Below are 26,234 nucleotides of genomic sequence, written 5' to 3'. Positions count from 1 at the left end.
CTCCTGATTAGAATAACTGTTCCTCACCATTATGTTTTGCAATCTGGTTTGCAATTACAATCAAAATGATACTAACAGCACTTTTAAAGATACCTGCCGCTGTACCAATTGCATAATCACCCTGACTGATACCCCATTTTAACACGTAAATATCGATTGTCTGAGATACACTCTGTACCAGGCCATTTCCTAAAAGATACTGAATTTCAAAACCTGCATTTAATACATTACCTACATTCATAAGAAGCAGAATAATAATTGTAGGTTTAATTCCCGGCAATGTGACGTATTTAATTTTTTCCCATCTTCCTGCACCATCAATGGAAGCGGCTTCATATAAAGACGGGTCAATAGATGTAATAGCCGCCAGATAAATAATTGCATTCCATCCGGTTTCTTTCCATACATTTGCAAACGCTACAATCGGCCAGAAATATTTTGTATGTGCGAAAAAGTTAATCGGCTTACTAATCAGATGAAGATTTACAAGTAACTCATTTATAATTCCGGTTCCCGAAAGCATATCATGTAAAATACCTGTTACAATAATCCAGGAAAGGAAATGTGGAAGGTAAGAAATTGTCTGTACGACTTTCTTTCCACCTTTTGATTTGATTTCGTTTAGTAAAACAGCAAATGCAATTGCTGTAAAAAATGTAACCACAAGATTAATTACACCCATGGCCAGCGTATTTCGAATTACGCGAATAAATGTCATATCTGAAAACAGCATCCGGAATTTTTCTAATCCTACAAATTCAGAATGAAGAATTCCTGTTCTTGGCTTATAATTCTGGAATGCCATTGCCCATCCTCCAAGTGGAAGATAGTAAAAGATAATTCCATAGATTACCATTACTGCTGCCCAAAACAATAGTACTTTCTGACGTTTTATTTCTTTCCATGTGATTTTATTTTTATTTTCTTTTCTCGATTTTGTTTTTACCATTGCCATAACATCACTCCTTAAAAAACAGGCAGATGAAATTTTATGCTACATCTGCCTGCCTTTAAATTTCATTATTTAAATTGTGCTGCCTGTTCCATTCTTCTGTCTAATTCTGTTTGTAATTCACTAATAAAATCTTCCGGTTTACAATCGCTATATGCTTTCATATATTCGCTCCATGCACCGTCAAAATCTTTTGCCATTACAACCTGTGGCAGTTTTTCATGTTTCAATTCTGCAATTTTTGTCCATGCTACACCACCGTCGGTATCTGTTGTAAAGTTATTGGAATAACTCCACATTGGATACCAGTCTCCAGGTGCATCATTTGTACCAAGCATCTCTACATAAGTTTCTGCTCCATACGCCTCAAATGCTTCTTTGATATCATCATTTAAGCCTGAGAAAAATTCACTTGCCTGTCCATCTGGTTTATTTGCATTTATTCCATCTTCACTTGTTCCTGTATACTGTGGGAAGTAAGAATAACTGCACATATGTGATGCTTTATACGCAGTATCGGATACCTGCATTCTTTCTTCCGGAGTTCTGTAAAATTCTCCGTTCTCATCTACTTCATAGTCTTTACCCTCTACGCCCCAGCAACGTAAGTTATGTACTTCTTGTGAAAGTAAATCATTCACAAACTGTAATGCACCTTCTACATCCTCACAGCTTGTTGTAATCGCAAGTCCACTTGATGCATTAAATGCTCCACCGGAATTATGCCACTGGTTATCACGCCCATCAATTGTAACAGGAACCGGAATATAATCACAGCCCTGCTTATCCAGTCCGGCTTGTTTAATTGCATCATTTGCATTTAAAAAATCCCACCACTGGTCAATCATTCCAAGTACACGTCCTGAAGAAAGTTTTGAGATATATTCGTCATAGCTCTGAGTAAATGATTCCGGGTCTACAATTCCTTTTTTATACTCCTCATTTAACTTTCCAAAATATGCTTTTGCAGTATCTGTTGTATTGTAATCCATAACTTTCTGAGTTTCAGGGTCTACCATACAAGAACCATCATTTGGATATCCATCCAAGAACATTGGAGCATTTTCCAGACAGAAATATCTCCAGTCATCGCATAAAATAGTATACGGAATATTTTCTGTTCCATCTTCCATTGTAGGATTTGCTTCATTATAAGACTCTATCAGATTAAAATAGTCATCCATTGTTTTAATTTCTGGATAGTTAGCCCATTTTAATACTCTTGCCTGAATCCAAAATGCTTCATCATTATGAGTACAGACTTTTTCTTCACCTTTGATGCAGCTAAACTGTGGTATCCAGTAAATATGACCATCTTCCTGTCTTAATTTTTCCCATTCAAGGTCTGTAAATAAATTTTTAATATTCGGATAGTCATCCAGATAATCATCTAATGGAACAAGCGCTTCTGCATCATATAACTGTGGTGTTCCATTTCCTCCCTCAATAAAATCCGGATACTCTCCTCCTGCAATCATTGTTCCAATTGCTTCTACATCCGTCTGTCCTGTCAGCCAAGTTTCTTTTACTTTTGCTCCAGTCTTTTCTGCAATCAGTTCCTGAATCTCATTATCATCATTAATTTCCGAACCCGGAACTGCAAAAAAGGCAGTAAACTCTTTTACTCCTCCTTCATCTGAACTTGATTTACTTTTTCCACTGCCGCCGCATCCAGTAAATAATGTGGCAGCCAATACCGTGCCTATCAGTACACTTGCAACTACTTTTCTTCTCATACTGTAAGTACCTCCTTTTTGATATATTTATTATACTTGTTTCACTTTTTACAAACCATCTGAGAAATTATAGTCAAACACAGGATAAATTATAGTTTTTCTTTATTTGTTCTATAATTTATCCTGCTTTTTATTATTCTTCAAACATTTGTTTTCTAAATCTTGCCGGAGTGCAGCCTTTCACCTGAATAAATCGATTCACAAAATAATCCAGGTCATGATATCCTACTTCCTCCGCAATTTGTATAATTTTTTTATCTGTATGGATGAGCTGATTCGATGCTTGCTCAATCCGATAATTATTTAAATAATCTTTAAAAGACTGTCCATATTTCTTTCTAAATAACTGCCCCAGATATGCACTATTTACATAATATTTTTCACTTAGCCCTTTTAAAGTAAGATTAGAAGCAAAACTCTCACGGATTTCTTTTTCTACCATACCAAGAACTCCTCTTGAAACATTCTTTCTAAGTTGAAAAAGGTACTCTGCATATTCACATGCAAAACTTGCAAGATGCGCTTTACTTCCTCGCATAATTCCACTTTCAAAACTGCTCTCACTGATTAATCTTAAAATTTCCTGTTGATTCACATCATCATCCTGCTCGCTTGCAAGATGAATCAAGCGAAATAAAAGATAATTGATGTTAAGCGTCATGGTCTCACTGTTCATTCCCATATTTCCCATTTCCTGGTAAAATAACTCAATTGCCTTTTTTATTTCTATATAATTATTTTGCTCGATTGTCCCAATCAACCGGTCCAGACTTTCTTTACACAATACAATCTTATTACAGGATACCTGCACTTCATCTTCGTAAAAGTAAATGGATTTTTGCGCCCGAAATCCCTGAAAGGACCGAAGCATACAGGTATTTCCATAAGACTTTGAAATACTGTTGATATCTGAAACCTTCTTTCCAACCAACATTATCAGTGGCTGTTTCATATTATTTACCAGATATTGATAAAACTTTTCCAGATAAGCTCTTTCATCTAATCCTAATTTTTGCGCCATCCCATCTGCAAAAATCAGACCAATATCATATATTTTTTCATTCGCAGATACATCAAACACACAATGGTTTGCATCTTCTTTTAAAAATTCAATGCAGCACTGATATAATTCTCTTTGAAAATTTCTCATATCTTTTTCTATACTTTCATCCATTTCCTCGGATTGTGCTTTTTGAATTTCAACATAACGAACTCCCTCTATATTCTTCATATGTTGTTTTACATATTCCAAATTGAAATCATCATATTTTCCATGAATCAGTGCAATTACATTTCTGGAAAAGTAAGCTTTTTCCTGCTCTTTTCGCTTTTTATCCAATTCTCTATCCTGACTTCGCATTGTATAAACTTTTTCCAGTAACTTAAGTAACATTTCACGGTCGATAGGCTTTAAAAGATATTCCGTACACTCATTTTGCATTGCCCTCCTCGCATACTCAAAATCGGCATAGCCGCTTAAAATCACAAAATAAGCATTGGATAATTTTTCTCTTTTTATGGTTTCTAAAAGTTCAAGTCCTGTCATCTCTGGCATTCGAATATCTGCAATAATTAAATCTACTTCTTCTTGTTCTAAAAATGCAATTGCCTCTTTCCCATTTGCAGCCATCCCTGCAATTTCAAATCCCTCCTGTTCCCAGTCAATGAGCATTTTTATTCCTTGCAGAATAAATGGTTCATCATCCACTAATAGTACTCTTAACACTTAATTTTCCTCCTCATACATATTCAGCAGGTATCTGAATCATAACCATGGTTCCTACCCCTTCTTCTCCTTCAATCGTAAATTTCACTTTATCATCTGAAACTATTTTCAGTCTTAAACAAGCATTAATCACCCCTACTCTTCCTTTTACTTTCAGCATTTCAATACTTGCATTTTGCATTTTATTTTGTAAATCCTGATACTCATTTTCGCTCATTCCATTCCCTGTATCTTCTATTTCAATATATAAATTTTCGTTTTTTTCATAGATTCTTACAAAAATCCATCCCGGAGAGGATTTACTTTCAATTCCATGTACACATGCATTTTCTACAAATGTGACCAGAGTAAGTTTTGGTATAATTTTCTTCTCACATTTTGGACTTATATTTATATCATAATTTAATCGCTCTCCAAATCTATATTTTTGAAGTGCCAAATATGCTTTTACAAATTCAATTTCCTGTTCTATTTCCACACAGTCTGCTCCCCACTCTACATACTGTCTTTGCATTAATGCAAGTTTTTCTACCATATCTGCCGTTTCATTTTCTTGTTTTAAAATACTATGCATCCGGATGCTTTCAAGCGCATTAAATAAAAAATGAGGATTTATCTGACTGTGCAATGCAAGTAACTCTGCATTTTTTCTTCCTACTATAATCTCTTGTTCTCTGATTTTACTTTTATACACCGTTTCAATTAAATGATTCGTTCTCTCTACCATACGATTATAGTTGCGAATCATACTTCCAATTTCATCTTTTCCCCGTTCATCTGACATATAAATCAGTTGTTCATTATTTACGGACTGAAATACTTTACTTAATTTTGTAATCCTTTTGGTAAAAGAACGATTGATTAAATAAACAAATAAAACCGGAAGTATTACATTTACAAAAATAAGTAATAATATAATCGGGAATTTATTCATAAGACTATCCCACCCGGTTTTCTCACTTTCATCTATACGGATTTCAAGTTCTGTCCCGTAAAGATTTACCTCCTGACAATAAGTGTATTTACTCCTTTTCTTTACTTTTTCATAATTTTCACTTTCCGTTCCATGCTTTTTATTGGAAAGCACAATTCTTCCCTCATTTAAAATTTCAACTTCATTATCATAATTCATTTTCTTTAGTTCGTCGCTTACTTTTCCATAATCCAACTCTACTTTTAATATTTTTTCTTTATTCGATGAATAGAAATCTAATTTCTGCAAGAAAACAATCTGCCTTTTTTTTGATATTTTGTTTCTGCTCTCATCATATACGAAAAAAATCCCTTTGCTTTTTTTCTGTTCGACTAAGCTTTGATACGCTTTTGTTTCTCTGATATTTTCAATCTTATTTACCTTTCCTCCATTTACTATCGTTTCATTATCTATGTAAAAAGTAAATACTAAATTATTCATTCCTAATATATTTTCAAGTAAATGGTCCTTGAAAAACTCCTGATAAGTCAACACATATTCCGGAGCACTTTCATATTCTTGCATCAAAAACGAATTGATATATTTACTGGTATAAATACTTTTTGCTGTTTCCCCTATGCTGCTTATCGTATTACTGATATTATAGCTTACTGCATTTGCAATATTTGCCATCTCATGTTGTTGTTTTTCCTGTTCTGAACTTCTAACAATGAAAAAGATAACACTATCCGTGATAATAATGGGGATTAAAACGCATATGAGATAAAGCATGTATAATTTTTTTTTAATTTTTAAGTTATCCATCCCTTCTTCTATCCGATGCAATAATTTTCTCATTTTCTTCTTTCTCCTGCTTTTTTCTAAAACCACTTCAGGGAGCAGAAAAATTCTGCTCCCTAGTCAAAAATCCTATATCTAATCAATCCATATTTTTCAAATAAAACCAACCAAAATCCGCATAATTCTCACTTTGTTTTCCATTTGAAGACGCATACATTCCTACCGTACACCCTACAAATCCTCCTGCCTCTTCTGTTGTATACGCAGTAAGAGGAATCTTTTCTGCAACCGGTTTAAGGTTTTTCTCTTTTCCAATCCATACTCTGGCTTCCTGGTCATGACATTGAATCATAATTTTTAAAATCCCCTGCCACTTACTAATATCAACTATTGAAAGTTTTGTCTCTTCCCCATGAATATAAGAGTTTACTTCAAATACTTTTTTCCCTTCTACCTGTTTTATTTCAAACTTTAAATGATTTTCATGGTTCTGATACAAAATCACTCCTGCTGTTTCATTTTCTGCCTTCGGTTCAAATTCAATCCCTGTTTCCACCTCAAAACGATAACTTTTTTGTCTTAATCCCAAATAGGAACTGTAGTCTTTTTCTGAAATTTTCTCTTTTCTACAGTATAATCGTAACATTCCTTTTCTCTCTGAAAGAGAATAAATTTCTTCATCTCGTTTTTCGATTCCTACTAGTCTTTCATCTAACTCATTTTCCCAAAACTGAATACAATCTGAAGAAGTCACTTCATTTGCAAAACGATGTTCTTCAAGCGGAATCTCAACAAAATCTTCAAGCCGTCCAACTTGTGGGGCGATAACCGGCCATCCGTTTTCCCAGATAACTTTCGCCAAAAAAGTCTCTCTTCCCATGCTGCTATGTTTTTTACACGGTCTTGATGCAAGCATTACTACATACCAGTTTCCATATCCATCATCCACAAGGTCTCCATGTCCCGCATAGACAACCGGATAATCCATTCCCAGATTTCTGTGTGTAAAAATCGGGTTTCTAGGACAGCCTTCAAACCACTGAAATAGTTTTTTACTTCTTGCTACACTAATGCTATGTTCTGGTCCTGTTCCACCTTCTGCATGCATTAGATAATAATACTCTCCAATCTTATAAATATGAGGTCCTTCCGGCCAGATGACTCCCTTTACAGCCCCTTTCCAGATTGCCATACTCTCGCCGACCAGTTTCATACTCTTTAAATCAAGTTCCTGAACCCAGATTTCCCAGTCTCCGTTGTAGCGTACCCCTTCCGGATTCGGTCTTGTGCCACAATAGTAACACCTACCATCATCGTCAAAAAACAGACTTGGGTCAATTCCTATTGCTTCTTCTCCTAAATAATATGGTTCTGACCATGGTCCTTCCGGATTCTTTGCAGTAACAATAAAGTTCCCTCCATAGCTTACGTTTGTTGTAATCATGTAGAAAAGCCCTTCATGATAGCGAATCGTCGGAGCAAAAATCCCTCTCGAAATTTCGCTTTTTTCAACTTGAAGCTGCTCTTTGCTTTCTAAAATATTTCCAATCTGCTCCCAGTGTGCTAAATCTCTACTATGAAAAATCGGAACTCCAGGTGCATATACAAAACTAGAGTTTACGATATAAAAATCATTCCCCACTCTACAAATAGATGGGTCTGGATAAAATCCACTTAAAATTGGATTCTTTGCAATTACCATACTTCTTCTCCTCCTATTTCACATATCCAAATCCAAGAATTGTAAAACATTTCTCTCTTTCTTCCTTTGGAATCTCTATTCGGACAATATGTTCTTTCGTTTCTTTTTCATTGAATAAAATGACCGCATTACAATGAAGCCAGTTATTGATATGTGGGTCTGCACACAGGCAATATTCTGTGTCTACCCAAACATCTGCTTTTCCCACATTTGTTTCTCCTGAATCTTTAAATATCAATAATAACGCCTTACAGCTTATTTTCATCTCAAAGTATGCATTTTCCGGCGAATCTCCATTATACATCCAATTATGCGGAAACTCTGGCACTGTCATTAAAGAATCATCGATTTCTACACATTGCAATTCTTTATCACAATGTACAAATCCTCCCTCATCAATCTTCGCACCTACATAACTATCTTTTTTATCTATCAGGTGGACTGACTCGAAACTATTTCCAATGACAGGTGTTTCCAGAAGCCTTCTCTCTAATGTTTCCTCATCAAAGATTCCTGTTACAAATTTATTTTTTCTTAATCCCTTTGTTTCTTCACATCGTTCAAAAAAATAGCTAAGACAATCTGCCATAATGGTATGTCCCAAATTGCTCGGATGAAACATATCATAGAAAAACTGATTCTTCGTTATACTTTGTTTTTCTTTGTTTTTAAACTGAGGCACTACTGCATCTTTTATGCTGACCATTGGCAAATCATATCTTAATCCAACAGGCATCAAACGTTCTTGAAGATTCCAGTCATTTGCAAACACTGAAAACAGCAAAATAACTGCCGGTTTCCATGGAAGCTTCAAAGCTTTACGTACAAGGCTTTCATAACAGTCTCCCTTTGTTTCATCTCCTTCATCATTCACTGCAAATTCAATGACAATGATATCCGGCTGTTCATTTTCCCTTAATACATCTCTTTCAAACCGTAACATTCCAAGCTCCGATGGAGTTCCTCCTACACCTGCTTTTATGAATTTTACATTTTCTTTTATTGCAAATTTTTTCTGAAACATCTTCCACGATTTATACGCATAACACTCCGTATGGATCGGCGTTGCTCCTGCTCCCTGGGTAATAGAACCTCCAATGTATGCTAAAGTAACAGGCTTGCCTGATTTTGCTTTTTGGATTGCTTTTTGTATCCGGAAAGTATTCCCCATACTTAACAATGAGCTGCGAACCATTTGACTGTACTGCTCTGAATTAATATTTACGGTTTCATCTTCTATTTGTTCTGGGGCATCATATCCATCGTTTAAATAAAGTTTTACACTTGCTTTTCCCATTATTTCCGGAGTTTGAAATATAAATTTTATCTGTCCCGGAATATTATCGTCTTCTGTCCATTGATATTCTGACAACAAAATCTTATATTCCATTCCATCGCCTTTTAATTTCGTTTTTAGGTTTGTTCCTCCTCCATAGAGGTCATTCTTTCCATATATCTGAAATATAAATTCTATTTCTTCTTCCGGATTCTCTGTTTCTACAAAAATTCCGATACTATGGACCAGTTTTCCAAACCCTTCTACTGTCTCTAAAAGCTTTAACTCCTCTTTATCTGTAACATTACCTGCTATCTGTGCGCTATTTATTAATCGTCCATCACTCTCATAAATATATTGAATTCCTGTTCCATCCTCCTGTCTGGAACTAAAAATTTCTTTTTCTCTCATAATATAAAAATACGGTCTTTTTTTCTCTGGATTTTTCGGTGCTTTTGGACCTTGCATCTTTCTTTCTCCCCAGTCTCATTCTTAATTTCATTTATTATAACATACTACACTCTTTAGAACACCGGGAGAAATTATAGAAAAAACTCCGACAAAATATTACGTTTTATTCGAATCCTAATTATTAATAAATTCGATAGTTTCCAGACAAAGCAAGCATTGAAAACATATAAAGGAAATTATCATAATATCTTCTGTCTCCTGTGCGAAGCGGTGTATTCCAGAATTTCTCTACACATTCTTTTGCATACGGACCATTTGCTGCCAAAGATGCCTGAGCATTCGTTGCAATAATTGCCACCGGATGCAATGCTTTCTCTTCTAGTCTTGTTCCATCTGTTAAAAATACTCCATCCCAATGTAGCTTCTGGTCCTCACAGTAAAATTTCTGAAGATGATTCGCATTTTCTACCTGCCAGGAATCTACTCCAAACCACTCATAATCCAGTCCGATATTTGCAATCGTTCGATAAGCATCACTATAATACCAATCATGACGTCCAAAAATCTCCTGATGCCCTTTATGAGGAGTTCCATCATAATCCGCATATTCCGCCGATAAACCTGTTTTTGGGTGACATGCTTTATGAAGATAGTCGCGACTTGCCTTTGCTGCCTCTTTCCAAAATTCTCTATCCTCGGGATTTGCCCATTTTGCAAATAATTCATAAAAATGAGGGAGATGATAAGATGGGTCACTAAAATCACAGTTTGGAATAAATTTAATCAAATGGTTTTTCGCATCCCACATAGAATCACCCGGTTGCCCCGGTTCGCCTTTATGTACACATTCTTTTAAGATTGCCCTTGCCTCTTTACTATACTCAAAAATTCCTTCTCCGTCACCCCATCTTCTCCACGCAAAGAATAAAGACATCGCAAAAAATTCTTCTCCATCCGGAGCCGGTCCATCTGAATTCCAAGTTCCATCAGTGCCACACGACCATGCAAAATAATTTTTTCCAGGTCCTTTCGGAATATACATATAAGTACGAACCCATTTCCAAAGACGGTCAAATTCTTCTTTTCTATTCATTTGTACACACACCATCATTGCATAAGACATTCCTTCTGTTCGGACATCGTGATTTCCTGTGTCTTCCACATACGCCATGTCTTCTCCGACTTCATGGTAAAAGCGTTCTTCTTCTGTTCCATAAAAAATAGTCTCAAAGGTCTTCTCTACTCTCTCTTGAATTTCCTCTTTAGAATATCCGCACTCCAAAAATATATTTCGATATTTTCCTGTCTGATAAGCTGCTGTCATTTTTTATCTCCTCATACTATATTATTTTCTCTGAATTTTTTTAATTATAACAAATTCCATCTCATCTAATACCGGGAATAATTATAGAAAAACCTCCGACAAAATATTAAGATTCTTTCATTGATAGGTCCCTTTAGTTTAAAAAACTCCCCACTTTTTTTCCATCTCTTTCTTGCGAATAGATATGCAAAAATTGCGGAGTTTCTTTTTTCTTTTAATAAAAATAACCAATAGACATGAAAAAATCGAGATATCCACAATCTTTCTTCATGCCTATTGGTCTACTATTCTAATTCACATCTTCTCTTTATAATATTTTTCTTTCAAGCAAATATTTTTTTTTTCTTTTGTGAATTCATATATTATATCTTGCACTCCAAGTGGCATAAAATCATCTCCTTTCCGTATCAGAAACCGTACGTTTTTTATATTTTTATTATATAGTGTTTGTATTTCCAGATCAATGTCCTTAATCCCTGATACAAAAAGCACAAAAAATCCCCCAGAGTTACTGCCCAAGCAGTTTCTCCAGGGAATTTTAGCTATCCAATCAAAAATGGTATCACATACGCCACAAGTACGATTACTACCGCACATGCAACCACAATGCTCCAGATTTTAAATTCTTTATCCATTTTTTTCTTTTCTTCCGGACTTGGTATTTCTTCTTCTATGACTCCCGACAGGTCTTCCTGCGCTTCATTTTTATACTTACTTCTACAGACTGCATAAATTACAAGTCCAAGTGCGCACCAGATAATTCCGGTTATCATTGCTTCTTTATCTAACTGAGTCATCATAATCAGATAAATAATAATACTGATTGGCGCTCCTATCATAATTCCAGGTGCTTTAAACGGACGTTTGAGTTCCGGATGTCTTTTTCTTAAACATAATGATGCAGTAATTCCGATGACGTAGTAAAACAAATCTGCAAACAAACTCAAAGAAGCAATGTAAATCATAGAATTTGATGCAATCAAAAATGCCGAAAGCAGTCCAAGCACGATAATGGATACATAAGGAGTCTGATATTTTGGGTGTACTTTTGCAAAGATTTTTGGCATTGCGCCATCTCGTGACATTGTAAATAAATATCTCGGCGGAACTGCAATACTTGCATTTAAAGTAGAAAAATCTCCACCAAAGGCAATTCCGGCTGCCAAGAGTACCAGCGGAAATCCAAGAATTCCGGCCGTTTTCATTGCTTCTGCAAACGGTGCAGACGCAGTTGCCAATGAAGAAATCTCTGAAATCGGTACGATTCCGACTAAGAACCACTGAAATGCAGAGTTTACTGCAAATACAATAAATGGTGCCAGAATCAGAGCGCGTGGAATATTAATCTGCGGATATTTGATTTCTTCTCCCATTGCACAGCAGGTTTCAAATCCTGCAAAACACCACCAAATCATACTGACCGAAGCAATAAAGCTAAGTGGTGTTGATTTTGCAATGAAATCCGGCATCTGTACAAAGTTCGGCATATTTACATTTGGAAGCATCATTAAGAACCAGATAATTGCCACACCCCAGAAGAAGAACATAAATCCATTCTGAAGTTTTCCGGTCATTTCAATTCCTCGCACATTTGTTACAATAAATACCAGAACAATCAGTGTCGCTACAACGGTATCACTGACTGGAAGTTCAATTCCAAGTGCAGAGAAAAACGTTTTAAAATAAAAACTAAATGCCAGTGCTTCTCCACTTGTTACCGATACCAGTGAAATAATAAAGTTCCAACCAGCCAGCATTCCAAACGGTTTTCCAATTCCGAGGGAAGCATATTGGTAGGTTCCTCCGGCATACGGAAGTGCGGCTCCCATCTCTGCATATAATAAAGATGGATAAATGCTGATTAACATTGCAACTAAGGTTGCCAGTATAACCGCCGGTCCTAAATCACCAACTACATTGGCTCCCGTCGTAAACAGTCCAACTCCGACAACGGTTCCAACTGTAATGGTCACGGCTTCTCTCATCCCAAATGTTCGCTTTAGCGTTTTTTTCTTTTCCTCACTCATATCTTAATCCCCTCTTGCTTTTATTTTTGTAAAGCGGACATTCGCAATCCGCTTCGCCACTTGCTCATGAACGCAGTCGCTTCGCAATCTGCCAGTGTGAGCTTTCAACTCCCACTGGCATAAGCATCCCTCCTCACCTGCCTCTTAGTGCTCTGCGCACTTGAAGCGGGGGAATGCTTATCTGCATTCAAATAGTATAAGTTATTTACGAATATCTGCTGCCGCTTTGTGTCCCATTAACCCTTCTCCATCAGCCAGTCTTGATACCAGCGGTGCCAGTTTTTTAGAAGCTTCTGCTGTCATACTTTGCTGGGTGCAAGTCTTTAAGAATGTTCCTACCCATACGCCACCGGTATAACGTGCTGCCTTTAATGTCGGAAGAGTATGGTTTGTTCCAGATGCATAATCTCCGAATACTTCTGCTGTATTTTCTCCGATAAACATGGAACCATAATTCACAAATCCTTCAACAACTTCTTCTGGATTTTTTAAATTCAATTCCAAGTGTTCCGGTGCATAATCATTGACCAAATCTACTGCCTCTTGGATATCATCCACGACTACGACTTCTCCGTAAGTTTCCCATGATTTTCTTGCAATCTCTGCGGTTTCAAGTACCTGAAGTTCTGCTTCTACCGCCTCAATGACTGCTTTTCCAAATGCTTCATCTGTTGTAACCAACATGCCTTTTGCATTTACATCGTGTTCGGACTGTGCAAGCAAATCTGCTGCCACAACTGCCGGTGTTCCACTTCCATCTGCAATCACAAGTACTTCACTTGGACCTGCGACAAAATCAATTCCAACCTGACCATAGCACTGTCTTTTTGCTTCTGTCACAAAACGATTGCCAGGTCCTACTATCATATCAACCGGTGCAATCTCTTCTGTTCCATAAGAAAATGCTGCGATTGCCTGAGCACCACCGACTGCATAAATTTCATCCACCCCTGCAATATCCATTGCAACAAGTGTCTTCGGATTGATTTTTCCTTTACCTTTCATAACTGGCGAACAGGCTGCCACACGTTTGACTCCCGCTACCTTTGCCGGAATAATCAACATCAATGCGGTAGAATACAGTGGATAATTTCCACCTGGTACATAACAACAGCAGGAATTAACCGGAATAATTCTGTGTCCGAGAAAGATTCCCGGCATCGGACTGAAGTTTTCCAGTGGTTTTACGGTCTCTCTCTGCGCTTTCGCAAAGGCACGGATATTAGAAGCGGCTGCTTTTAAATCTGCGATTTCTTCTTCTGATAACTGTGCATACGCTTCTTCAATTTCGTCTTTCAAAACACGGATTTGTTCTCTCTCGCACGCATCAAATTTTCTTCCATATTCCTTTAATGCCTCATCCTTGTTTGCTCTTACATTATCAATGATATCCTGTACCAGACGGGATAATTCTCTTCTGTCTTCTTCTGTTCTTTCCTGTGATTTCTTTAAAACTCTCATAACTAAAAACCTCTCTATCTTTTATGATAAATTACTTTTCTTATTCTCTATGCTACTATATTAAAGCGTCTAGTTTACTTTAGGTCAATATAGAATTTTCTCATTTTTTCTTCAAAACATGGAGTATACTCCATATTTTCATTGATTTTTTTACTCCAAACTACTACACTACAAATACAAATAATTTTTATGTGAGGAATTTTTATGCGAATTGGAAAAGTTTCAAAAGAATATCATATCTCCATCGATAATCTGCATTACTATATTAAGTATGGACTTCTTGTTCCCCCAAAGCCAAAGGGACAGTATTTCTTTGATGAGACCACGTTAAAAGACTTAGAATGGATTCTTGCTCTAAAAAAATTAGATTTCTCTCTTCGGGAAATTCATTCGATTTTGTCTCTGAAACGAATCTCAAATTTTGCAGATGCTGAAGATTTAGAAGAACTAAAAGAATTATTTAAAAGTAAGCGAGATTTCTGCCAGCAAGAAATCCAGAAAAAAGAAGCGGTTATAAAAAATTTAGATACTCATATCTTACGCATGGAGCAGGCAAAAAGAAAAGAAAAAAGTCCAACTGGTGTTCCGATTCAGGCAGTTTCGCTTCTCTGCTGTCCAAACTGCGGCGCTTCTTTTTCCATGCAGGATGTGGAAATGGACCAGCGTTTTTTATATAAAGGAGCACTGTCCTGTAAATGCGGTTATTATGCCAAAATTTCTTCTGGAATTTTAATGACACCAAACAAAAATCAAAATCTGCAGGACACACCTGATTTGACTCGCGAGCTTTATAAAGATTTGCCACCCGATTTAATCAGCATGTTCGAGCGTTCTTATAATTGGATGTTAGAAAAAATGAACCAAGTCAATCTTCATGGAAAAATCATTGCAGAAACTTATATCAATGCCTGGTTTTTTATGCACAATCACCTGCAGGCGCTTCCAACAGACAGCCTTTACATTGTCATTGATAAATATCCGGAAACCCTTTTAATGTATAAACATTTAATTGAAAAACAAAAGCCGGAACTCGACATTTTATATATTGCCGATTCTAGCACGAACTTTCCGTTAAAAAAACACTGCATTGATTTACATCTGGATTTCTTTGCTGCAAATGAACATAATTTCTATCATAATACCTTTTTATATGAAAGACTGACCCCATTTTTGAAAAAACATGCCGACTTAATCGGAACTTATTTTTATTTTTCTCACGCACAAAAATCCATGCGTAGTCTGCTTTCCCAGTATCCCGAGTGTAGTGCAAATAATTTTTCTCTTCCTTATTTTAAGAACTCACTTGCAGAATCTGATTTTATCTTAAAAGACTGTGAATCCTTAGATGCTGTAACTGATTCCGGAAATAACCTTGGATTTGGATTTCATCAAAAAGGAGAAAAAATGTATCTGATGCCTTATTATGCTCAAAAAACCGGCCAGTAGTTTCTGACCGGTTTTTCTTTCCATCCATATTTTTTTCATTCTTAAGCGAAAAACTTCCCTGCCGCCTGAATCAAATACCATGTATCTTTAATTCCGGCAGTCTCATACGGAGAGTGCATTGCGAGCTGTGGAAGTCCGATATCCACTGCATTTAACGCAACTTTGGTTGTGGAAATATTTCCAAGTGTAGAACCTCCTAAAATATCAGAACGATTTGTAAATACCTGATATGGTACATCTGCTTTTTTGCAGATATCTTTAAACATTGCTGCTGAAACCGCATCCGTACAATATTTCTGGTTTGCAGAATATTTAATTACAATTCCTTCATTCAGATATGGACGGTTCACCGGATCTGCTACATCACTGTAGTTTGGATGAACAGCATGTGCATTATCTGCGGATAGCATAAAGCTCTTTGCAAGATTTCTGACATAATCTTCATAAGAATATCCCATACATTCATTGATTCTTACCAGTACGTCATACAGGAATGTAGAGGCAGCACCCTGTTTTGTTCCACTGCCGACTTCTTCATTGTCTAATACGCAGTGAACTGCCAGATGCGCTTTCTTTTCGCCTTTTAAGAATCCTTTTAAAGAAGCAAACGCACACTGTAAGTCATCGAGTCTGGAAGAAGAAACAAACTCTTCATTTGCTCCCCAGATTGTTCCTTTTACACGATTGTATAAGAATAAATCATGTGCTAAGATATCATCTTCCTTTACTCCTGCTGTTTCTGCAATTGTTTTCATAAATGTATCTTTAGAAGCAATATCTCCGTAAAGCGGAAGCATATCTTTCTGTGCATTGTATTTATAACCGTCATTTACTTCACGATTCATATGGATTGCCAGATTTGGAAGCATCAATAAATCCCGGTCTACATTTACCAGTTTTGTGACAAATTCATCGTTTTCGTTTACAATAATTCTTCCGGCTACCGAAAGTGGACGATCGAACCATGGAGAACAAATCATTCCACCATAACGTTCTACATTTAATTTTACATATTTTTTATCTACCTGCATTTCCGGATTTTCTTTAATTTTAAAAGTTGGAGAATCGCTATGACTTGCCATGATTCGGTAACCTGAAAATTCGTCTTCCGGCATTACAAATGCAATGATAGAAGAATCATTTCTTGTCACATAGTACTTTCCACCTTTTTTTAATTCCCATTTATCTGCTTCTTTGATTTCTTCAAATCCTTCCATATCAAGCATATCTTTCATGGTTTTTACAGCATGAAAGCAACTCGGGCTTTTTTCAATAAATTCAAGTAATTCTTTTGCTGTTTCTTTATACATTTTTTCTTCCTCCTGGAAATCAGAAAAGCCATGAAACTTCCCTGCAAATTCCTGCACACAGCAAGACTTTCACGCAGAAATCTCATGGCTTTCCGTAAATAAAATTTATTTTTTATTTGTACGTCTTGCAATCATCGGCATGATAAAGCCAAGTCCAATTAGTACAAATGGTGTTACAATATTTAAGATAAGCTGGAATCTGTCTTCAGAATAGATACCCATAATACATGCAAATGCTGTAAATAAGAAGCACCATCCACCAAATATCATACCAACTGTCTTATTCTTTACAAAATGATACTGAGCCGGGAATTTATCTCCTGCTTTTTTCAGTGCAATATATGCTACAAATACCCAAAGATAACGGAGTGGCATACAAACAGAGTTTACTTTTACCAGCCAGCGAACCAGTGTATCCACACTGTCAATACCAAATGCCGGTACAATAATCAGAATGGAAACGATTACCATAACTAGTTTATGTCCATTTGTGTAAGTACCATATTCATTTTGTTTAAACATTGCTTTTGGAATATAATTTTCATCTGCACAATCCAGCAGCATACGAAGCGGTGCATCAATTGAAATAATCAATACCGTAAACTGTCCGATTAAGTTACAGATTGCATATACCACTACAAAGAAGTTGCCCAATCCATAATACTGACCTAATGTCTGGAATGCGTAATAAGCACCATTTGTCATAAGGTCTTCCGGAATATTATTGGAATCAAACATCATACCCATTGCGATTGTTCCAAGCATTGCGCACACAGCAACCATAATTGCCAGTGCAATCATACCCTTCGGGAAATCTCTTGCTGGGTCTTTTGTCTTATTAACATATGGAGAAATTTTCTCACATCCACCTACTGCGAACACCAGAATGGATAAATTTAATAAAAACTTCATATCAAAAGATGGCATGAATGTTTTCATAGACCAGTCAATATCTAACACATTTGCATTTGTAATCGCCGGTGCTGCCATCATCATTACGATGAATAATAGGGACATGATAAACATCGTAGAGCCTGCCAACGTAGACAGTTTCTTTAATACATTGATGCCTCTTGACGCTACCCATATTGCAAATAAGAACAGTACCAGACATGCAATCTGAAGCACTTTTGTATTTACAGAACTAATACGGTTATCTCTAAAAATTGCCCAACTAGCTGCGATAAAAGATGCATTTGGCTTCTGAGAAATGTACGGCATATGTACAACCCAATATGTCCAACCTGCAAAATAAGCAACTTTCGGACCAATTGTCTCATGCACCCAAGAACTCACACCACCACCTGCATCTTTGAATGCACTTCCCAATTCACCAACCATAAGTGCATATGGCACAAAGTAAATCGCAAAGATAATCACCCACGAAATAATTGCTTTTAAGCCGCCATACTCAGAAAAACCATTGATGACATTACCAAATGCCCAAACTGTGGAGAATGCCATAAAAGCAAGACTGTACCAAAGAATTTTTTTGTCACTTCCACCTTGTTTCATTGTTACTTTCCCTTTCTTTAACTATACTTTGCTATTCTGTTTTTAATAACAACAGTTTCAATACAACATAAATAATTATACATTCAAAGCTGTCAAAAAAGTGACAAACTTTCCTACTTTTCGTCAAGAAGTTCCATGGCAATCTTTTCCGGTTTAATCGGCATCTCTTCTACACGAAGACCGACTGCATTGTAAACCGCATTGGCGATTGCCGGACACGGAGTATCAATTACAATTTCCCCGATTGATTTTGCACCGAACGGATGACTCTTTTCATAACTTGGCTTAAATTCAACCCGAATTTTTCCAACATCGAGACGACTTGGAATTTTATACTGCATAAGAGAATTATTCGCCATTGCACCTTTCTCAGTATACTGGATATCTTCAAATAACGCCATACCAATTCCCTGTGCAATTCCTCCTTCGGTCTGCACTCTCGCCAAATTTGGATTAATCGGTGTACCACAGTCTACTACTGCAACATAATCAATCAATTCTACACTTCCGGTTTCTTTATCAATCTCAACTTCCGCCATTCCTACCATGTAAGGCGGCGGTGAAATCTCAGCGGCACAGTTTTCTGTTACCTGAAGTGCATCGTTATTTCCAAATGTTCCCCGAACTCCGATTTCCGGAAGGGTTACTTTTGCAGATTTGTCTTTCTTTTCTACACATTTTCCATCAAAAGTTACTTCATTCGGTTCTGCTTCTAACATGGAAGCTCCCATTTTTACAATTTTTTCTCTTAAGTTCTCAGCTGCTTTTGCCACTGCTTTTCCTGTGATATAGGTTGTAGAAGAAGCGTAGGAACCAGAATCATAAGGGGAAATATCGGTATCTACACCAAATGGAACAACATTGTTCAAATCTGTTCCTAAAATATCTGCTGCCATCTGTGACAAAATCGTATCACAGCCGGTTCCCATATCGGTTGCACCAAGTCCCAGCGTATAAGAACCATCCTCATTTAATTTTAAAGTTGCACCACCGACATCAACTTTGAAAATTGCGGAACCCTGCATTGCCATGGCTACACCAACACCTCTGACTTTTCCATTTGGAAGTTCTTTTCTCGGATACTTTTCATCCCAGCCAATCATTTCTTTGGCACGTTCCATACATTGATCCAAAGTACAGCTTGTAGCAGTCGGAGAACCATCATAAGCAATAAATGGATCCCCTTCACGAATCATATTTTTCTCACGAATCACAGTCGGATCCATACCCATCTTTTCTGCCAGTTCACTAACTGCGGATTCCAGCGCAAAGATTCCCTGTGTTGCCCCATAACCACGATAAGCACCTGCTGCCATACGATTTGTATACACAACATCATATCCAAAACGATATGCCTCTGTATTTCGATATAAACCAATTGACTTATGTCCGGACAAAGCAACCGTTGTCGGTCCATGTTCTCCAAATGCACCAGTATTCGATAAAGTAAATAAATCAATTGCCAGAATTTTTCCTTCTTCATCTGCACCGACTTTTACTTTTACTTCCATTTCATGACGCGGAGACGAACAAATCTGAGATTCATAACGAGTGTACACCAATTTTGCCGGTCTTCCGGTTTTAATTGTCACAATTGCCGGATAAACTTCTGTTACCAGGGTCTGCTTCGCTCCGAAACCGCCACCAATACGTGGTTTAATTACACGCACTTTAGAAGCGCCAATTCCAAGCGCACGACCTAAAATTCTTCTTACATGGAATGGAACCTGCGTGGAAGAAACAATTACAAGACGTCCAAAATGTTCCAGATAAGTATAACTGCGGAAAGTTTCCATCATTGCCTGCTGATTTGCTTTTGTATGATAAGTTTTCTCTACAACGTATTTACATTTCGCAAATGTTTCTTCAAGATTTCCCATTCCTTCTTCAGAAGAAGCACAGAGATTTCGTTTATTATCTGCACCAACCGGGAATCTGGATTCCCAGTTATCTTCCGGATGAATTAAAATTTTATTATCTTTTGCATCATGAAAATCTAAAATAGCATCCAATACCTGATATTTTACTTTAATGATTTTAAGCGCCTTATCAACTGCCGCTTCTGTCTCTCCAGCCACAATCGCTACCGCATCTCCCACAAAACGGACTCTCTTATCGAGAATCAAACGGTCGTAAGGACTAAATTCCGGATAGGTCTGACCTGCCATTGTAAAACGATCCTGTGGTACATCTTTATAAGTAAGAATACAGGCAATTCCCGGCACTTTCAGCGCTGCATCAATTTTGATTTCTTCGATTAAAGCATGTGCATGCGGACTTCTTAAAAGTTTAACAATCAGACAGTCCTTCGGTGCAAGGTCATCTGTGTAGACCGGCTGTCCGGTTACCAATGCTTCTGCATCTTTTTTTCTGACTCCGCTATTTACATATTTCATTAGGCTTCTCCTTTCTCTGCTTTTTTATGTTCCAGAAATTTTAAAATACTTCTGGTTTGTCCCATAAATCCAGAACAACGGCACAGGTTGCCAGCCAGATATTCGTTAATCTGCTCTTCTGTCGGATTCTCCAGTTCTTTTAACATTGCAAAGATATTCATAATAAATCCCGGATTACAAAAGCCACACTGTTCTGCACCTTCGTCTGCTAAAAAGCCACCAAACTCTTTGGCTTCTTCCTGCATTCCTTCTAACGTTACAATCTTTTTGCCATCCGCTCTGGCTGCAAGCATACTACAAGATAAGACCGGCTTTTCGTCCATAAGTACCGTGCACAGTCCACAGTTTGCTGTCTCGCATCCTCTTTTTACACTATAACATCCTTTTTGTCTTAATAAGTCTAATAACAACAAATCCGGTGCAACTTCTTCCTGCACTTTTTTTCCGTTTAAAAAGAAATTAATTTTCATTTGCATCTCCTTCCACCTGTACAAGTGCTCTCTTTGTCAGTACCTTTACTAAATGGCTTCGGTATTCGGCAGATGCTCTCATATTGCTGCCGGTCGGAACCAGTTTCTGCACTTCTTCTGCCAGTGCCTCTACTTCTTCTACTTTAAATTTAAAAGAAGATTCTAACTCTTTTTCAATCAACATTGCTTTTTGAGGTCTTGCTCCAATTACGATTCTGACTTTCTTTTCTTCTAATCCAACTGCACAAGTCAGCACCGGAAAATCAGTCGCTGAATTTCTCTGACTTAAATACACCGTATGCATCGGTACTTTTTTTACAATAATGCGTACCAGAATATCCCTGTCTTTCTTCATCTGGGCAAATTCCTTCATTGGAATAATTCCACCCTTATAAAGTTCTACATAAGAATCCATCGCCAGAAACATAGTCAGTACATCGGAAAAACCATATCTCCCAAAAATACTTCCACCAACTGTTGCACAGTTACGGAACTGAACTCCTACGATATGTCTTACACTTTCACGCATTGCTCCATTTGTATAATCAGCCAGTCCTTTATGAAGCTCCAGACTGCGAAGTGAAGTCATACAACCGATTCTAAATTCATTTTCATCTTCCTCAATAGTATCAAGACCTAAACCGGATAAATCAATCGCCATGCTTACATTTCGATTTCCCATCTTTAACCAGACCATACCGCCGATAAGACAGGCTGTTCTTTTCTGATTTAACTGATATGCCTCTTCGAGACTTTCTACCTTTGTATACTCTTTTATTTTCAGCATAATAATCCTTTCCATAAAATTATTTGAGTCATTTGATTTTATACAGGAAAAAAGAGTCTGAAATTCAGACTCTCTCCCAAGTAACATTGTCAGTAACCTTGCTCTTCTTTTATGAGTATAGCATAGCAAATGGCACAAATGCAACCCAGTTTTTTTAACATTTTCAGTCATTGACATTTTTCGTAAATCCTATACAATATACAATAGGGTATAAAAGGAGGATAACTTGAGTGTTAAAAAATAAAAAACAGATATTACTAATTGGATTTTCTGTCTTATTGCTGCTTATTGTTTTGATTTTCGCTTTGACTTTTAAAACTTCAGCCGAAAAAGAACGTGAGGAACAAGCTTCTCTTGATGCGGTCTCTGCATCTATTGATGGAACTGTTACAGCAATTACAGGAAAAACGATTACTATTTCAACATCCGATGGTGATTCTATTACTTTTAATATGCAAAAAGTAGAACTCGACTGCAACAGCGGTGTTATTCCGGGAAACAATGTAACTTTGATTTATGTAGGTGCACGTAATGGAACAGATACCAGTAACGTACGGCTGAGAAAAATCATTACAACCGATGATAACTCAGACCTTTTATCAGCAAAACTCAAACAGACAGAAGAGGAAGACCAAGAAGAGGAAGACACAACTTCCACTTCCAGTTCTCCAGGATATGATAAACCAGGAGCAGATGTCGATGTTGAATTGACAAAAGAAAATGTTACTGCTCTTTACAATGTAAATGTCCGTGCAGACGCCGACGGAGATGCACAGGTCATTGGAGCACTTGACCCAGATACAACTGTAACAAGAACCGGTATCTGCAGTAATGGCTGGAGCCGTATCGAATATGAAGGTCAGACTGGTTATGTGTGGGGTGAATATTTAGAAGCGGATGAATCTGATTCTTCCTCAAATTCATCTTCATCTGATAGCTCAAGCAGTTCTGATTCCAAAAAAAGCAGTAGTTCAAGTTCTAAAAAATCAAAGAAATCAAGCTCATCTAATGAGTAATACAAAAAGAAGCTCAAGAACAATCATCGTTCAAGAGCTTCTTTTTTATTCATCTAAAACTATAAAATTTCAATTCCAGCTTTTTCACAAGCTTCTAATGTATGTTCATCCCAGATACTTGCCTGTACTTCACCTACATGTGCTTTCTGAAGCAGAAGCATACAGATTCTGGACTGACCGATACCACCACCGATTGTCAGCGGAAGTTCATTATTTAACAGCATTTTATGGAAAGTCAGATTTCTTCTTTCATCACATCCTGCTTTTGTTAGCTGTTCATCCAGAGTTTTTGCATCTACACGGATACCCATAGAAGATACCTCTAACGCACACTGAAGCGGTTCATGCCAGAATAATAAATCTCCGTTTAATTTCCAGTCATCGTAGTCCGGTGCTCTTCCATCGTGACGTTCTCCGGATTTTAATAAATCACCAATCTGCATGATGAATACAGTTTTTTTCTCTTTGACGAAAGCATTTTCTCTTTCCTTTGGAGTCAGATTCGGATATAAATCTTCCAATTCCTGGGAGGTAATAAAAGTGATGTCTCTACAAAGTTCTGTATGCAGATTTTCATACTGATATTTTACTTCGTCTAATGCATTACAGATAGATTCTACAATACGTGTAACCGTATTTTTCAGATAATCCATATTTCTGTCTTCTGCTGTGATGATTTTTTCCCAGTCCCACTGGTCTACATAAGCAGAATGTAAATTATCTAATTCTTCATCTCTTCTGATTGCGTTCATATCACAAAGAATTCCTTTTCCAGGATGGAAATTATAGCGGTATAAAGCCATACGTTTCCACTTTGCAAGAGAATGTACAACCTGTGCTTCCATCTTTGCATCTGGAATATCAAATGTGACTGGTCTTTCCACACCATTTAAATCATCATTCAATCCAGACGCCGGGTCTACGAATAAAGGTGCTGTTACTCTTTTTAATTTTAACGCCATGCAGAGTTTTTTCTGCATCAGATTTTTAATCATACCGATTGCTTCCTGTGTCTCATAAGTTGAAAGGCAGGATTTATAACCTTCTGGTATTATTACTGTTCCCATTCTATTGTCCTCCACTTTTCCAAGAATGTTATCATTTTAGTACAAAATACAATTCTTGTAAAGACAATAGGGACGGCGTTTTCCGATTTTTTATGTTAGCCATATTAATATTGCACTTATTATTAAAATAGCAGCCACAATTAACGAATTTTTTCTTCTATTTGATTCACCGTAATCTCTTACCAATACACACGCTCCCGCACTAATACTCATTAATAATATTACGCGCTTTCGGATTATTGGATTTATTTCTCCTACTGCAATCATGCCAATGGCAATTAGCACCAAAATCCACGTAAGATTTCTTAAATATTTGTACCCTCTAATATCCATTAGATCACTCCAATCAAATCTGTACGAGCTGCATTACTGTAAAAATAATATTTGTGATACATACGTGGTCTTCCACCCACTAACTCATCTGTATAATAGGTAATATCCGTATAATAAACAGTTGGAAGAGAACGACTTATTATTACATTTGCAATAGTAATTGCCGCTGCTGCTCCAGCAGAGCCAACAACTGCTACAATCGCAGCTACAACCGCTGCCGTATCACTTAAATCTGCATTTAATGTACCATTTCTACGTGATAATTCATGAGAAGCATATAAGCTGATTCCTACTTCAGAATTTCCAATATTTTTTCCATCTAATATTAAGTTACCACTTTGTTTATTATAATCAATTACGTGCTCAACTCCATTTTTGTTATAGCTAACTCTTCTCAAAATTTCATTTTCATATATATTATACGTTATTTCTTCACTATCTATTTTAGTTTCTATTGATTCATCAAAAATCAAATCATTTTCGGCTTTTACAGGAAAAACAGCTACATTTACAATTGATATGATAGCAATTAAACAAATACTCAAAATTTTCTTAGCTAATTTTCTTAGCTAATTTTCTCATATAATTCCTCCTTATATATCTAAAATAGTTTTTTATAATAATATTATACTGTTCATTGGACCTTCCTCCTTTTTCTTTATATTTGTTTAATCTTTTCGTATTTTCTGATATTTTATCATTTGTAATATTTTTTTCTTTATTTTAATATTTTTTATTGTTTTTTTCAATCTTTTATTATATAAACATTATCTTTTTATAAAAAATACACAAATATAAATTATCCCTCTTAGGCAGTTTTACATACAAAAAAAGAACCCTTTCGGATTCTTCTTCATGTTTTTCTTAAACATGTACCTTCAAAACTACATATACAAAACCGAAACCATGCAGACACTTGCCGCTTCGCTGATTTCTCAGCTTCTGGTCAAGCCCTCGACCGATTAGTAGCAGTCAGCTCCATACATTGCTGCACTTCCACCTCTGCCCTATCTACCTCGTCGTCTTCAAGGGGTCTTACTTCTCACGAATGGGATATCTCATCTTGAGGGGGGCTTCACGCTTAGATGCCTTCAGCGTTTATCCCTTCCAGGCTTGGCTACTCTGCCATGCAGTTGGCACTACAACAGATACACCAGCGGCCTGTCCATCCCGGTCCTCTCGTACTAAGGACAGCTCCTCTCAAATATCCTACGCCCACGCCGGATAGGGACCGAACTGTCTCACGACGTTCTGAACCCAGCTCGCGTACCGCTTTAATGGGCGAACAGCCCAACCCTTGGGACCTACTACAGCCCCAGGATGCGATGAGCCGACATCGAGGTGCCAAACCACTCCGTCGATGTGAACTCTTGGGAGTGATAAGCCTGTTATCCCCAGGGTAGCTTTTATCCGTTGAGCGATGGCATTCCCACTTAATACCACCGGATCACTAAGCCCTACTTTCGTACCTGCTCCACCCGTCGGTGTCGCAGTCAAGCTCCCTTCTGCCTTTGCACTCTTCGAATGGTTTCCGTCCATTCTGAGGGAACCTTTGGGCGCCTCCG

Annotated in this window: 19 protein-coding genes and 1 rRNA gene (1 of these 20 only partly in view); 2 read left to right on the top strand and 18 right to left on the bottom strand. The window is 37.0% G+C overall.

Annotation, left to right across the window (positions count from 1 at the left end):
- Positions 1-7 precede the first annotated feature (7 nt).
- The 9 genes from ACYQ2D_RS13050 to hisD form a co-directional block, all read right to left on the bottom strand.
- Positions 8-949, bottom strand: coding sequence for an ABC transporter permease (locus ACYQ2D_RS13050; protein WP_408610100.1), 942 nt, complete (start codon positions 947-949; stop codon positions 8-10).
- Between the two features lie 71 nt (positions 950-1,020).
- The gene (locus tag ACYQ2D_RS13045) at positions 1,021-2,688 is read right to left on the bottom strand and encodes an extracellular solute-binding protein (protein ID WP_118701550.1); all 1,668 of its coding nucleotides are present in this window, start codon (positions 2,686-2,688) and stop codon (positions 1,021-1,023) included.
- A gap of 133 nt (positions 2,689-2,821) precedes the next feature.
- Positions 2,822-4,414 (bottom strand): response regulator transcription factor, encoded by a 1,593-nt coding sequence (locus ACYQ2D_RS13040; RefSeq protein ID WP_117456888.1) that lies wholly within the window; start codon positions 4,412-4,414, stop codon positions 2,822-2,824.
- Positions 4,415-4,427: 13 nt separating this feature from the next.
- Positions 4,428-6,185 carry a sensor histidine kinase gene (locus ACYQ2D_RS13035; RefSeq protein ID WP_118701549.1) on the bottom strand — a complete coding sequence of 586 codons (1,758 nt, stop codon included), beginning with the start codon at positions 6,183-6,185 and terminating at the stop codon, positions 4,428-4,430.
- 82 nt (positions 6,186-6,267) lie between these two features.
- Positions 6,268-7,830 carry a glycoside hydrolase family 43 protein gene (locus ACYQ2D_RS13030; protein WP_022304289.1) on the bottom strand — a complete coding sequence of 521 codons (1,563 nt, stop codon included), beginning with the start codon at positions 7,828-7,830 and terminating at the stop codon, positions 6,268-6,270.
- Between the two features lie 13 nt (positions 7,831-7,843).
- Positions 7,844-9,574 (bottom strand): SGNH/GDSL hydrolase family protein, encoded by a 1,731-nt coding sequence (locus ACYQ2D_RS13025; RefSeq protein ID WP_117456890.1) that lies wholly within the window; start codon positions 9,572-9,574, stop codon positions 7,844-7,846.
- A gap of 124 nt (positions 9,575-9,698) precedes the next feature.
- Positions 9,699-10,841 (bottom strand): family 8 glycosyl hydrolase, encoded by a 1,143-nt coding sequence (locus tag ACYQ2D_RS13020; RefSeq protein WP_117456891.1) that lies wholly within the window; start codon positions 10,839-10,841, stop codon positions 9,699-9,701.
- Between the two features lie 542 nt (positions 10,842-11,383).
- Complete coding sequence (locus ACYQ2D_RS13015) at positions 11,384-12,868, bottom strand: APC family permease (RefSeq protein ID WP_117456893.1); 1,485 nt, start codon at positions 12,866-12,868, stop codon at positions 11,384-11,386.
- A 201-nt stretch (positions 12,869-13,069) separates the two neighbouring features.
- Positions 13,070-14,329, bottom strand: coding sequence for a histidinol dehydrogenase (hisD, locus tag ACYQ2D_RS13010; RefSeq protein ID WP_117456894.1), 1,260 nt, complete (start codon positions 14,327-14,329; stop codon positions 13,070-13,072).
- A 204-nt stretch (positions 14,330-14,533) separates the two neighbouring features.
- On the opposite strand from hisD, the gene ACYQ2D_RS13005 reads away from it, so the two are divergent.
- Complete coding sequence (locus ACYQ2D_RS13005) at positions 14,534-15,775, top strand: MerR family transcriptional regulator (protein WP_118701546.1); 1,242 nt, start codon at positions 14,534-14,536, stop codon at positions 15,773-15,775.
- Between the two features lie 41 nt (positions 15,776-15,816).
- On the opposite strand, the gene ACYQ2D_RS13000 is transcribed toward ACYQ2D_RS13005, so the two are convergent.
- The 5 genes from ACYQ2D_RS13000 to ACYQ2D_RS12980 all read right to left on the bottom strand — a co-directional run bounded on the left by ACYQ2D_RS13000 (position 15,817) and on the right by ACYQ2D_RS12980 (position 22,253).
- Complete coding sequence (locus ACYQ2D_RS13000) at positions 15,817-17,085, bottom strand: M18 family aminopeptidase (RefSeq protein ID WP_118701545.1); 1,269 nt, start codon at positions 17,083-17,085, stop codon at positions 15,817-15,819.
- Positions 17,086-17,190: 105 nt separating this feature from the next.
- A complete protein-coding gene (locus ACYQ2D_RS12995; RefSeq protein ID WP_117456897.1) occupies positions 17,191-18,600 on the bottom strand; it encodes an APC family permease in 1,410 nt (469 codons plus the stop codon).
- A gap of 113 nt (positions 18,601-18,713) precedes the next feature.
- A complete protein-coding gene (locus tag ACYQ2D_RS12990; RefSeq protein ID WP_118701544.1) occupies positions 18,714-20,996 on the bottom strand; it encodes a xanthine dehydrogenase family protein molybdopterin-binding subunit in 2,283 nt (760 codons plus the stop codon).
- Complete coding sequence (locus tag ACYQ2D_RS12985) at positions 20,996-21,466, bottom strand: (2Fe-2S)-binding protein (RefSeq protein ID WP_118701543.1); 471 nt, start codon at positions 21,464-21,466, stop codon at positions 20,996-20,998. The genes ACYQ2D_RS12990 and ACYQ2D_RS12985 overlap by 1 nt, the downstream gene beginning before the upstream one ends.
- Positions 21,456-22,253, bottom strand: coding sequence for an FAD binding domain-containing protein (locus tag ACYQ2D_RS12980; protein WP_118701564.1), 798 nt, complete (start codon positions 22,251-22,253; stop codon positions 21,456-21,458). Before ACYQ2D_RS12980 ends, ACYQ2D_RS12985 begins: the two co-directional genes overlap by 11 nt.
- A gap of 230 nt (positions 22,254-22,483) precedes the next feature.
- Here ACYQ2D_RS12980 and ACYQ2D_RS12975 point away from each other — a divergent pair, with 230 nt between their 5' ends.
- Positions 22,484-23,269 (top strand): SH3 domain-containing protein, encoded by a 786-nt coding sequence (locus tag ACYQ2D_RS12975; protein WP_117456899.1) that lies wholly within the window; start codon positions 22,484-22,486, stop codon positions 23,267-23,269.
- A gap of 59 nt (positions 23,270-23,328) precedes the next feature.
- On the opposite strand, the gene asnA is transcribed toward ACYQ2D_RS12975, so the two are convergent.
- The 4 genes from asnA to ACYQ2D_RS12955 all read right to left on the bottom strand — a co-directional run.
- Positions 23,329-24,336, bottom strand: a complete 1,008-nt coding sequence (asnA, locus tag ACYQ2D_RS12970) for an aspartate--ammonia ligase (RefSeq protein ID WP_117456900.1) — start codon at positions 24,334-24,336, stop codon at positions 23,329-23,331.
- A gap of 90 nt (positions 24,337-24,426) precedes the next feature.
- Positions 24,427-24,669, bottom strand: a complete 243-nt coding sequence (locus ACYQ2D_RS12965) for a hypothetical protein (RefSeq protein ID WP_117456901.1) — start codon at positions 24,667-24,669, stop codon at positions 24,427-24,429.
- On the bottom strand, positions 24,669-25,067 hold the full coding sequence (locus tag ACYQ2D_RS12960; protein ID WP_147325948.1) for a hypothetical protein: 399 nt from the start codon (positions 25,065-25,067) through the stop codon (positions 24,669-24,671). Before ACYQ2D_RS12960 ends, ACYQ2D_RS12965 begins: the two co-directional genes overlap by 1 nt.
- A 544-nt stretch (positions 25,068-25,611) precedes the next feature.
- A 23S ribosomal RNA gene (locus ACYQ2D_RS12955) occupies positions 25,612-26,234 on the bottom strand; it runs 2,263 nt beyond the window's last position.

The organism is Blautia stercoris (genome assembly GCF_054657695.1).
Note: the sequence above shows the minus strand (reverse complement) of the source record. Positions and strands in the feature narration are given on the sequence as shown.